This is a genomic window from Mycobacterium innocens (assembly GCF_900566055.1).
GTDB lineage: Bacteria > Actinomycetota > Actinomycetes > Mycobacteriales > Mycobacteriaceae > Mycobacterium > Mycobacterium innocens.
The window spans coordinates 1-10,328 of sequence record NZ_UPHQ01000114.1 but is presented as its reverse complement, the minus strand read 5'-3'; the positions used below and the strand labels follow the sequence as shown (position 1 = coordinate 10,328).

The following is a 10,328-nucleotide window of genomic DNA, read 5'->3' as shown; positions in this document are numbered from 1 at the left end:
CACAAGCGCAGGGGATGTTGTTCCGCTACATCGACGGATGGTACAACCCACGTCGCATCCAAGAAGGCCTCGACGGACTCTCACCCGACGAGTACGAAGCTGCCTGGAAGACCAGCCAGCAGCAGCAGCATGACCCCCAAGCGGCTACCCTCCAACCCTCGAGGGAGTCGGTCCCAGATAGAAAAGTCTCCGGGAAACCGGGGGAGGTCTAGGGCGTGCCGTTGAGGCTCGCAAAAGTCCACCTGGAAGTCCGGCCGTCGCTGAGGGTGACGGTGACCGTCTGGTTGGCGCAGTTCTTCCACTTGCCCGCCGAATTCTGCACGAACCGACTGGCCTCGTCGGCGGACGGAAAGGCCACCGCGGCCTGGCCGACAAAGTGTTCACGGTAAGGCCCCAGCTCATACAAGACTTGGGCTCTCACTGCGGTCTGGCCGCTGCCCGCATACACCGTGCGGCATTCCTACCCGGTCCGCCCGAACCTGACACCTGCAGGCACCCAGAAACGTCAGCCAGTCGGGGTTGAGTGGTCGGTAGTTGAGGTAAGGAGCGGGGCACTCTGGAAGCGCATCAGGGTCAAAAGGCTCTTTACTGGAGAACGGGCGAAGCCGAACCTCATTGCCTACAAGCGCAAGCTCGGCGCACGTGATCTGGCGGCTGGTTGCGATGGTCGATGGTTTACAGGGAAGCAAAAACTGAAACGAAGTAGCTGATCGATCTGACGAGATTAATGGAGCATGATAGATGATTCGGCGCAGGTCCTTGCTGAAAGCAGCTAATTTCCTGCTGGCATTCTTCATTCTTGCCGCCTCGGCTCCAATGTACACGCAATTCGGACAGCCAGTAAATACCGCGCCCAAACGCCCATGGGAAAACAAATACCTCTCTCCGGATGAGCGGGCTGATCTGGTCATCCAGCAGATGACACTCGACGAAAAAGTACAGTTGCTTCACGGCTTGGGATGGCGCATTCTCCTTGACGGAACGACGTCAATGCCTGGTGTGCGTTCTCTGGGGGGCGCGGGTTTCATCCCCGGTATTGAGCGCTTGGGGATTCCAGACCTGCAGATGTCCGATGCCGCCGTTGGTGTTGCGCGTGGGGCCCCGCGTAGCCGCTATTCCACGGCACTGCCTTCCGGCGTGGCTGAAGCCTCGAGTTGGGATCCAGAAATCGCATACGAATACGGCGACCTCATCGGCACCGAGCTTCGCGACCAGGGCTTCAACATGTCGTTGGGCGGCGGAGTCAATCTTACCCGCGAACCGCGTAATGGCCGCACCTTCGAATACAAGGGCGAGGATCCGATTCTCGCCGGCACCCTGGTCGGCGAGGAAATCAAAGGTCTGCAGAATCAGCATGTGATCGGCAACATCAAGCACTATGCAGTCAACGACCAGGAAGACGGCCGCCACTTCGCCAACTCGATTATCGGTAAGCGCTCGATGCAGGAGTCGGACTTGCTCGCGTTTCAGATAGGCATCCGTAATTCAGACGTCGGCGCGGTAATGTGCTCCTACAACTTGATCAACGGCACGTATGCCTGCGAGAACCATTATCTCCTCCACGATGTCCTCAAGGAGGTCTGGGGATTTAAGGGCTTTGTCGTTTCCGATTGGGGCGGAACGCACAGCACTGTGAACGCGGCCAAAGCCGGGCTTGACATTGAAATGCCGGGCAACGACTATTTCGGCGAGCCACTCAAAAAAGCGGTTCAGGGCGGAGAGATTTCCCAGCACCAGCTGAACTCCATGGTTCACCGCGTCCTTCGCACTGAATTCGCCACCGGCGTCATCGATTATCCTGCGCATCCGAAGGTGGTCGACGTAATGCATGGCTTCAAGGTCGCGCAGCGGGTTGAGGAGGCTGGCGCGGTGCTTCTGAAGAACGCAGCGAACCAACTGCCACTGGACGCGTCCTCGATCAAATCCATCGCGGTCATTGGCGCCCGTGCCGACGTTGGCGTCATCTCGGGCGGTGGTTCGGCCCAGGTCGATCCCGCCGGAGGCAATCCCGTTATTACGCCCGGCGTCAATAGCGGCGATATCACGGCGTTCCCCCCGGGATGGGTCTATCACCGCTCGCCGCCAGTAGACGCTATTATCCAACGAGCCCCTCAGGCAAAAGTTGAATACAATCCCGGAAATGATCCGGCGTCCGCAGCCGCGCTGGCAAAATCCTCCGAAGTCGCGATTGTCTTTGCTGTCCAGCATGAGTCGGAAGGTGCCGATCTCCCCAACCTCTCTCTCCCTAACAATCAGGACGCGCTGATTCAGGCCGTCGTCGCCGCCAATCCGCATACCATCGTGGTGCTTGAGACGGGAGGAGCGGTAACCATGCCCTGGCTGGATCAGGTGAGCGCCGTGCTTGAATCGTGGTATCCAGGCATACGTGGCGGACAGGCGATAGCCGCCATTCTTTTCGGCGATGTCAACCCGTCCGGCAAGCTGCCGATCACCTTCCCGAAAAGCGAGGCTGATATGCCACATCCCGACGCGACGAAACCGCCGGCCGAGCCACCTACCCCCACGCCCGGCTTACCCGGCCCCAAGGTCGGCGAAAAAGTCTTCGATGTGCATTATGGCGAAGGCCTGAAGGTCGGCTACAAATGGTATGACGCGGAGAATAGGACGCCTCTGTTTCCATTTGGATTTGGCCTGTCCTATACCACCTTCTCGTACTCGGAACTGAACGTCACTCCCGGAGACGCGCTTGACGTCACCGTCCGCGTCACCAATACCGGCAGGCGCGCCGGGGAGGAGATAGCCGAAATCTATGCGGGTTTGCCAGAAAGTGCGCAGGAGCCTCCGCGCAGGCTGATCGGCTGGAAAAAGGTCGCACTCGAACCTGGTGAGTCGAAGGCCGTCACCGTACATGTAGAACCGCTGTTTCTTTCCATCTACGACGTTGACCGCAACGCATTCCAGCTCGTCCCCGGAGAATATTCGATATGGGCAGGAAACTCTTCGCGCGACCTGCCTCTGGAAGTAGCCGTCACCCACCAAGGCAGGTAAATGCAACTCAGCAGAGCGAATTCGCCTTGTTTTCGAGTCCTGTGACCCCGGAGTGGGACCGGAAGCGACGATGAATCACCGGGCTGGCCGAAGCCGCCGGCGGCGCCAACGACCACACATCAGCTGCAGCGCCGCACGTTGCCCAGTACCCCGCAGGTTGCTGACCGCCTATCTCGCTAACGCCCCTCAACTTTGGCGACCAATTTTTCGGCTAATCTAACTGGCGACCTTCGTTGGCGATGTGGTAGCTGCACGCAGTGACGTCGATGACCACATTGGACACCGCGCTCAGCGCACGCTGGCAGCCCCAGTTGTTGCCGGCTCCTACCTGGGTCTCGTTCAGCGTGATATTCGGCGGCTCGCCGTTGAGACTCGCCAAGGCCCACCTGATGGTCTCGCCGGTGCTTTTCGTGGCGGTGACCGTCTGGTTGGCGCAGTTCCACCGGCCACCCCAGACCCAGATAGCGCCGTAGAGCCGAGCGTGAAGGTCACGCACAAAGTGGTCGCTTTAATTTAGTAGCTCATCCAGCCCTAAGGAGCCCTCGATCGCCGCAGGCATCAGTTCATCGGACACTCGGTTCTGGAAGCCCTGTTCGTGGTCGTACACCGCGGCCCGTGTGATGGGTTTGTCAAGGATCTCGACGACCTCGTCGAGGAGAGCGCTCAGTTCATCATGCGGGAGTGGAGTGTCGCCGTAACCGGGCGTCAGCGACATCAACGCTTAGGCGATTGCCGTGACGCGATATAGCGCGCAATCGCAGCCGGACGGACGTAGCCGGCAGGAACCTCCCGGTTCTCGAGCTTGGCTGATGCCTTGGTGGCCCGGGCGACGGCCTTCTTGACGGCCGCCTTTGACGACGACCTTCTTGCAGCCGTCTTCGGCGTTTGACGCTCCACGGTGCCACCTCCTCGGCAAGTCATGCTACCGGTGCACGAAGTAGTACTGCCAGTGAAATGCAAGCCGCCCGGACTGCAGCGCCGCGCTGGCGTCCGCCGGCCAAAGGCCATTCGTCAAGAGCTCCGCTGCGCTACGGTCGCTGCACGCAACGCTGGACTTCCTGCTATGAGCCCGGTGACACGCCCCGCCCGCGGTGCTGCGAAGCGAGGAGTTCCCCAACAGTTGACAACCGTGACAATCTAGGGGCATCTCGACCAGGTGTGCACATCAGCTGAAGAGCGAACTACCAGCTCAAAGTATGTTTCTCTGGTCGGGCTGACAGGATTTGAACCTGCGACCACTTGACCCCCAGTCAAGTGCGCTACCAAACTGCGCCACAGCCCGGTGCCACCGAAACGACCCGGCGGCAGGTCGAAAGCCTACCGCAGACCAACGCCAAGCGCGGCCAGCACCTAGGCAACCTGCGAGCCGGCCCGCTCGGCACTCTTCCACACCAAGGACGAGTACACCGTCCGCCCGTCAGGCAAGGTCAATTCCGACGACAGGGTCAGCTGGTCGCCGTCGAGGTCGCTGTGCCGCAGATGAAACTGGCCCAGGTAGTTGGGCACCAGGGACAGCTTCGCCTCATGACGGATATCGCCCGTGGACTCGTCGACGAAGTACCGTCCGCTGTAGGCGAGATATCCCAGCGCCGCGGCCGCCGCCTGCTCGGTGGTGCCGCCGCTGGCTACCGGCCGGTCGTAGTCAGGCCGCCCGGACGACTGGATCTGCGCCGACATGTACCCGTCCGGGGTGTAGATGATCAAACCCTGCGCATCCGCACCGTGGGGGTATCGCACCGGGCCGTCGGGGCTGTCCCGCTCGACGTAGGACACCAGCTCCCAGGCTCCAACCAGCTTGTCACGCAATGCTTTTGCCATTTCCTATGCTCCTCACGATGCTTCCAACCAGCTGTTCACTTTCGCCACCCACGCCCGCAATGCCCGCGCCAGCTCTTCCTCGCGGCCGTAGAACCGCTGCGCCGGCACCGGCACGCTGACGGCCACCAGCTGATCGGTCACGCCATGCAGCACCGTCCCGACCGCGCAAATGCCGTCGGTCTGCTCCTCCCGGTCGTAGGCGATGCCGTCGCGGCCGATCTGGGCAAGCTCCTCGCGCAACGCTGCTCGATCGGTGATGGTGTTGGCGGTCAGCGGCATCAGCCGACTGGGCAAGGCCTGCGCCTGCCGTTCCGGCGGCAGCGACGCCAGCAGCGCCTTGCCGTTGGCGCAGCAGTACAGCGGAAAGGACTCTCCCACCGCGCTCACCGCGCGCAACCGCCGCAGCGGAACCACCTGGTCGATGAAATCTGCGCGGTCCCCGTCCAGGATCGACAAGTCCACCGTCTCGTCGAGTTCTCGTGACAACTGCGTCAGGAATGGGTGCAGGTCGGCCACCACGCTGAGCCGCACGGTGCTGGCCATGCGCGCGATCTCCGGCCCCAGCCGGTAGGGTCCCCGCGCCCCGCGCGAGGCCACCAGACCCTCGTCCTCCAATGCGTTGAGGATCCGGCTCACGGTGGACCGGGCCATTGCGACCCGCTCCCCGATCTCGACTTGGCTGAGCCCGCCGGGGTGCGCTTGCAGCACCCGCAAGATCTCGGCCGCGCGGGCAATCACCTGGATGCCGCCGCTGCGGACGTCGCTGCCTTCGGCCTTGGCGCTCATCGCCGAACTCCGGGCAGGCGCAGCAACGCCTCGGCCTTTTCAACCGAGGCGACCGGCAACTCCAGGGCCTGGACAAGACGCATGGTGCGCGTCAGCAGCGCCAGGTTGCTTGGCGCCAGCTCACCCTTACGCAAATACAAGGTGTCCTCCAGGCCCACTCGCGCATTACCGCCCAGGGCCAGGCCCATCGCGGTCAATTCCAGGTTGGCCCGGCCGATCGCGATGACTTGCCAGATCGCACCGGGAGGAAGCCGGCGCACCATCGTCAGCAGGTTATCGGCGGTGGCGGCCATCCCGCCGCGCACCCCGAGGACGATGCTGAACTGCAAAGGTTCGGCCAGCAGGCCTTCTTCCCGCAATCGCAGGCAGGCCTCCAGATGCCCGGTGTCATAGATTTCCAGTTCCGGTTTGATCTCCAGCTCGCGCATCCGGGCCGCCAATCGGCGGACGGCATCCGGCGGGTTGCGGAATTCGCCGGCACCGAAACTCATCGAGCACGGGTTGAGGGTGGCCATCCGCGGCCGCAGTTCGACCAGTTTTTCCCGCTCCTCGAACGGCACCGACAGGCCGACGCCGGTCGAAAGCTGGATCAGGATCGGGCAACGCTCGCCGATGAGGTCCATTGCCCGCCGCGCAATGTTGAGATATGCTGTGGGCCTTTCATTTTCGTCGCGCAGATGGATGTGGGCCACTGCGGCTCCGGCGTGATAGGCCTGTTCGACCGCGGTCGCGATTTCTTCGGGGGTCGTGGGCAACGCCGGGTTGTCGGCCTTGGTCGCGATGGGCCCGGTGGGTGCGACGGTGATGACGACGCTCACGCGCCTGCCTCCTGCGGATGAGCGATGGCCACCAGCAGCACCGCCGCACGCCCGGAACGGTTTTCCAGCGACCGCACCTCGCCTTTGGCGAAATGCACACTGTCGAACCGGCCCAAGACCGTTTCGGTTCCCTCGGCGGTGACGACCAGCTCGCCGTCGATCACCACATAGACGGTTTCCTCTCGGGCCGTAGCCTTTTCGGCGATCCCGCCCGGCTGGTAGGTGGACAGCCCCACCCAGAACCGCTCGGTGTGGCCGGCTTCGTGGCCCTGCAGCCGCACCGTGAGCACGTCACGGTGCAGCGCGGCAGCGTATTCCGGCGCCTGCGACACCCGGGTCACGTTCATCAGGCCCCCGTCTCGATGCGGTAGCTCCCGGTGGGGTCGACGATCGCCACCAGCCGAACGATGCAGCCGTCGCCACCCATCCAGCGCCAGGGGAAGGCGGCAAACGTGACTCGCTTGCCGGTGACCTTGTCCAGGTCGCCGCCGACGTTTTCGAAACCGTAGATGCCCTTCGACAGGATCGCGCGGTGGCAGGGCTCCCAGTCCGGGAAGTCGTCGAGTACCTTGCGACCCGTCTGCTGTTCGTATTCGCTTACCGCCCAAGGCAATAGACCGCCTTGGGCTTCCGCGGGGCCGTGTGGTGCGATGGCGGTGGCCAGCGGATGGTCCAGCGCCTGGGTGTCGGTGCCGACCGCCTTGACGCCCTTGGCCGCAAACCACTCCCCCGCTTCCTTGTAGAAGCCCGGCGAGTAGGCGTAGTACTCGGCGCTGTCGGCGTATTTGTGGTGCCAGCCGGTGTTGACGATGACGATGTCACCGGGTCGGATCTCGGGCGTAGCGTTTTCCAGGTCTTCGGCGGTGACGACACCCCACTTGTCTTTCGGGATCGACACGACCACCCCGGTGCCGAAGAATGCGCTCAGCGGGATCTCGTCGAGGAACGGCGTTCCCTCCACCACGTGGGCCGGCGCGTCGATGTGGGTGCCGGAATGCATGACGGTGGTGATCTTTTGGGTCAGCACCCGGCTTTTCGCCATGCCGTGCAGCCGTTCGATCTTGACGTCTTCGAAGTACGGCCAGGCGGGCACTCCGTGTCCCCACGGATGCGACAGATCGTAGAACTCCAGCTTGGACTCGGCATCACCGAGGGGCCACGTGAAAGTCATGGCTATTTACTTCCTTTCCGACTTGGGTCTTGGTCGAGTTGTGCACTGATGTGCCGGGAAAGCCGCGCCGCCGTGCGCTCGCGGGCGCCCGCGGGCCAGTCGAGGAATCCGTGTCCGGTGCGCGCCCCGAGTTGTCCCTCGGCGACCAGTTGGCGCAGCAAGGGGCTGGGATGCGGGTCGCTGTTGAGGCTGGGGATTACCGCGTCGTGGATGGCCAGGGTGAGGTCGAGGCCGATGTAGTCGGCGTTTTCCAGCGGGCCCAGGGTGGCCAGCCGGAGTCCAATTGTGTTGCGCACCACCAGATCCACCGTCTCGGCGTCGCACACGCCTTCAGCGACCAGCGCCATCGCCTCACGCCACAGCGCATGCTGAAGCCGGTTGCCGATGAATCCGGGGACATCGCGTCCGACCCGCACCGGCATCTTCCCGGCCTCGGTCAGCAGCGCCACGATGCGTTCCACCGTGTCCGGGGCGGTTCGATCGCTGGGCACCACCTCGACGACGGGAATGAGGTCGGGCGGATTCCAGAAGTGCGTACCGATTACTCGGCTGCCGTCGTCGACGCGTTCGGCGACCGCCCCGATCGGCAGGACGGACGTGTTGGTTGCCAGCACCGCATGCGGGGCCAGGCCCGCCAGGCGTTGGAAGAGTTCCTGTTTGACGGCCAGGTTTTCGACGATCGCCTCGACCACCAGGTCGGTGTTGTGCACCGCCGCGGCCAAATCACCGGTGGCGGTGACCGATCCGCGTTCTGCGCCGGTCACTTCGGCGGCTTCCGCCGCTGCGGCATCGAGGATTTCGGCGTTGGTGTCGGTGATGGCGACCTCGAGCCCCGCCGAGGCCAGCACGCCGGCGATGCGGCGGCCCATCAATCCGGCGCCGACGACGGCGGCCCGAGAAAACCCGTGAGACCTCAGCATGCGGTATAGCCCCCGTCCAGATACATCACCTGGCCGGTGTAGAAGCTCGATGCATCGCTGAGCAGATAGATCAGTGCGCCGACGAAGTCTTCGGGTTCGGCGAAGCGGCGCAACGGGATCCGGGCGAACATCGCCTCGCGGGTGGCGCGTCCCTTCTCATCGTCGGCGTACATCCACTCGGTCAGCTCGGACCGGAAAACCGTTGGGGCAAGGGCATTTACCCGGACTCCGTCAGCACCCCATTCGGCCGCCAGGGATTTGGCCAGCAGATCGGTTCCCGCTTTCGACGGGCAGTAGGCGCTGTAGCCGGCGGGGTGACCGAGCGCTCCGCGGACCGAGGAGACCAGCACGATGCTGCCGCCGTGGCCCTGCTCGAGCAGGACCCGCCCGGCCGCTTGGCAGACCAGCCAGGCGCCGCGCAGATTCGCATCCATCACCTTGTCGAAGTCTTCGACGGCCATCTCGGTGATCGGCGCGACGTGGTTCATGCCCGACGCCACCAGAACCCCGTCGAGGCGGCCGTGATGGGCAATGGCCGCAGCCACCATGGCGTGAGCGTCGGCCGGAGTCTCGGGCCGACGCTCGACCACCACCGCGTTGTCGATGCCGGCGTCGTCGACCAACTCGGCCAGGCCGGCGGCGTTGCCGCCGGTCAGGGTCAGCCGAGCACCTGCATCCGCAAGCGCCCGGGCGGCGACGCTGCCCAGCGAACCGGTGGCGCCGGTGATCAGTATGGACTTGTCTTGCACGCTGAACCGCGTCAAGCCCGGATGTGGCGCTTGCTGTGTCATCGTCACCATCTCTCACTATTCTCCTGCAATGCGGGTTTATTAACCCGTTATGTGAGAGATCGTAGGGGTGTGGCAACACGAGCGTCAACAAGCTACTCCTGTGATATAGGTCGCTATGTCCGTATTGCAGGATTTGAGCCGGAATGCTGACCGGATGGATCGCAGCGGTCAATAGATCGCACATTGCTCGACCCGCGCGATCCCCGAGCGGCCGAGAGGCTGGATACGGCGCCCCAGCGGCGGCTCGACACAGACGCCGGTTAGCCAACTCAGCTGCCGGAATGGGGATACGCTGGTTGTTTCGGCGGTCGATGATGACCGACCGGGAGCACTGTGATGTCCTACCTGGTGGCGTCCCAGAAATATTGGCTTCGTCGGCGGGGGATGTGGCGAATCTTTGCGCGGCGCTGAGCGCGGCAAACGCGGCGGCTGCGACACCCACGACAACGATGCTGGCGGCGGGTGCGGACGAGGTGTCCGCGGCCATCGCGTCATTGTTTTCCAAAGAGGCCCAGGCCTATCAGGCGCTCAGCGCCCAGATGGAAGCGTTTCATCAGCAGTTTGTCCAGGCGTTGAACGCCGGCGCGGTTGCCTATGCCAGCGCCGAGACCACAAACGTGGTGGAGCTCTTGCAGCAGCAGGCGCTCAATCTCATTAAATTAATGCGCCCACCAATCTGCTGCTGGGGCGACCGCTGGTCGGCGACGGCGCCACGGGACCGCGCCGGGCCACCCCGGCCAGGCCGGCGGACTGTTGTTCGGCAACGGCGGGAACGGCGCGCCTGGTGCTGCCGGCAAGGCCGGCGGCGCCGGGGGCGACGCGGGGCTGATCGGCAACGGCGGAGCGGGGGGCGCCGGGGGTAATGCCACTAGCGCCGCGCTCATAGGTGGGGCCGGTGGACACGGCGGGCACGGCGGGTGGCTCTACGGCAACGGCGGAGCCGGGGGCCATGGCGGGAACGGGACGCTCGGCGGGACCAACCGCGGCAACGGCGGCAACGGCGGCGCCGCCGGGC

At 63.9% G+C, this 10,328-nt stretch carries 11 protein-coding genes, 1 tRNA gene and 1 pseudogene; 2 read left to right on the top strand and 11 right to left on the bottom strand.

What is annotated here, in order from left to right; genetic code table 11:
• Nucleotides 1–208 precede the first annotated feature (208 nt).
• On the bottom strand, nucleotides 209–448 hold the full coding sequence (locus EET03_RS12745) for a sensor domain-containing protein (RefSeq protein WP_075544796.1): 240 nt from the start codon (nucleotides 446–448) through the stop codon (nucleotides 209–211).
• Between the two features lie 311 nt (nucleotides 449–759).
• Between EET03_RS12745 and EET03_RS12740 the strand changes: the two genes are divergently transcribed.
• Nucleotides 760–3,009, top strand: a complete 2,250-nt coding sequence (locus EET03_RS12740) for a glycoside hydrolase family 3 C-terminal domain-containing protein (RefSeq protein ID WP_208649045.1) — start codon at nucleotides 760–762, stop codon at nucleotides 3,007–3,009.
• Between the two features lie 211 nt (nucleotides 3,010–3,220).
• On the opposite strand, the gene EET03_RS31470 is transcribed toward EET03_RS12740, so the two are convergent.
• The 10 genes from EET03_RS31470 to EET03_RS12685 form a co-directional block, all read right to left on the bottom strand.
• Nucleotides 3,221–3,505 carry a sensor domain-containing protein gene (locus EET03_RS31470; protein WP_075544795.1) on the bottom strand — a complete coding sequence of 95 codons (285 nt, stop codon included), beginning with the start codon at nucleotides 3,503–3,505 and terminating at the stop codon, nucleotides 3,221–3,223.
• Between the two features lie 12 nt (nucleotides 3,506–3,517).
• On the bottom strand, nucleotides 3,518–3,724 hold the full coding sequence (locus EET03_RS12730; protein ID WP_075544794.1) for a hypothetical protein: 207 nt from the start codon (nucleotides 3,722–3,724) through the stop codon (nucleotides 3,518–3,520).
• 490 nt (nucleotides 3,725–4,214) lie between these two features.
• Nucleotides 4,215–4,291: transfer RNA gene (locus EET03_RS12720), tRNA-Pro, on the bottom strand.
• A 68-nt stretch (nucleotides 4,292–4,359) separates the two neighbouring features.
• The gene (locus tag EET03_RS12715) at nucleotides 4,360–4,827 is read right to left on the bottom strand and encodes a lipocalin-like domain-containing protein (protein ID WP_075544793.1); all 468 of its coding nucleotides are present in this window, start codon (nucleotides 4,825–4,827) and stop codon (nucleotides 4,360–4,362) included.
• Nucleotides 4,828–4,839: 12 nt separating this feature from the next.
• Nucleotides 4,840–5,613: an IclR family transcriptional regulator gene (locus tag EET03_RS12710; protein WP_075544792.1), complete on the bottom strand. Its 774-nt coding sequence runs from the start codon at nucleotides 5,611–5,613 to the stop codon at nucleotides 4,840–4,842.
• A complete protein-coding gene (locus EET03_RS12705) occupies nucleotides 5,610–6,431 on the bottom strand; it encodes a beta-keto acid cleavage family enzyme (RefSeq protein WP_075544791.1) in 822 nt (273 codons plus the stop codon). The genes EET03_RS12710 and EET03_RS12705 overlap by 4 nt, the downstream gene beginning before the upstream one ends.
• Complete coding sequence (locus tag EET03_RS12700; protein ID WP_075544790.1) at nucleotides 6,428–6,778, bottom strand: beta-D-galactosidase; 351 nt, start codon at nucleotides 6,776–6,778, stop codon at nucleotides 6,428–6,430. Before EET03_RS12700 ends, EET03_RS12705 begins: the two co-directional genes overlap by 4 nt.
• Nucleotides 6,778–7,602: a cyclase family protein gene (locus EET03_RS12695; protein WP_099194176.1), complete on the bottom strand. Its 825-nt coding sequence runs from the start codon at nucleotides 7,600–7,602 to the stop codon at nucleotides 6,778–6,780. Before EET03_RS12695 ends, EET03_RS12700 begins: the two co-directional genes overlap by 1 nt.
• A 2-nt stretch (nucleotides 7,603–7,604) precedes the next feature.
• Nucleotides 7,605–8,522, bottom strand: a complete 918-nt coding sequence (locus tag EET03_RS12690; RefSeq protein WP_075544788.1) for a 3-hydroxyacyl-CoA dehydrogenase family protein — start codon at nucleotides 8,520–8,522, stop codon at nucleotides 7,605–7,607.
• On the bottom strand, nucleotides 8,516–9,322 hold the full coding sequence (locus EET03_RS12685; RefSeq protein ID WP_099194175.1) for an SDR family NAD(P)-dependent oxidoreductase: 807 nt from the start codon (nucleotides 9,320–9,322) through the stop codon (nucleotides 8,516–8,518). The genes EET03_RS12690 and EET03_RS12685 overlap by 7 nt, the downstream gene beginning before the upstream one ends.
• Before the next feature lie 305 nt (nucleotides 9,323–9,627).
• On the opposite strand from EET03_RS12685, the pseudogene EET03_RS33025 reads away from it, so the two are divergent.
• A pseudogene (locus EET03_RS33025) lies at nucleotides 9,628–10,328 on the top strand (PE family protein); the annotation flags it as partial.

What these genes read in the sequence shown, in the direction of transcription:
- EET03_RS12730 (WP_075544794.1), bottom strand. Translation starts at nt 3,724, where the DNA reads ATGTCGCTGACGCCCGGTTACGGCGACACTCCACTCCCGCATGATGAA.
- EET03_RS12715 (WP_075544793.1), bottom strand. Translation starts at nt 4,827, where the DNA reads ATGGCAAAAGCATTGCGTGACAAGCTGGTTGGAGCCTGGGAGCTGGTG.
- EET03_RS12710 (WP_075544792.1), bottom strand. Translation starts at nt 5,613, where the DNA reads ATGAGCGCCAAGGCCGAAGGCAGCGACGTCCGCAGCGGCGGCATCCAG.
- EET03_RS12700 (WP_075544790.1), bottom strand. Translation starts at nt 6,778, where the DNA reads ATGAACGTGACCCGGGTGTCGCAGGCGCCGGAATACGCTGCCGCGCTG.
- EET03_RS12695 (WP_099194176.1), bottom strand. Translation starts at nt 7,602, where the DNA reads ATGACTTTCACGTGGCCCCTCGGTGATGCCGAGTCCAAGCTGGAGTTC.
- EET03_RS12690 (WP_075544788.1), bottom strand. Translation starts at nt 8,522, where the DNA reads ATGCTGAGGTCTCACGGGTTTTCTCGGGCCGCCGTCGTCGGCGCCGGA.
- EET03_RS12685 (WP_099194175.1), bottom strand. Translation starts at nt 9,322, where the DNA reads ATGGTGACGATGACACAGCAAGCGCCACATCCGGGCTTGACGCGGTTC.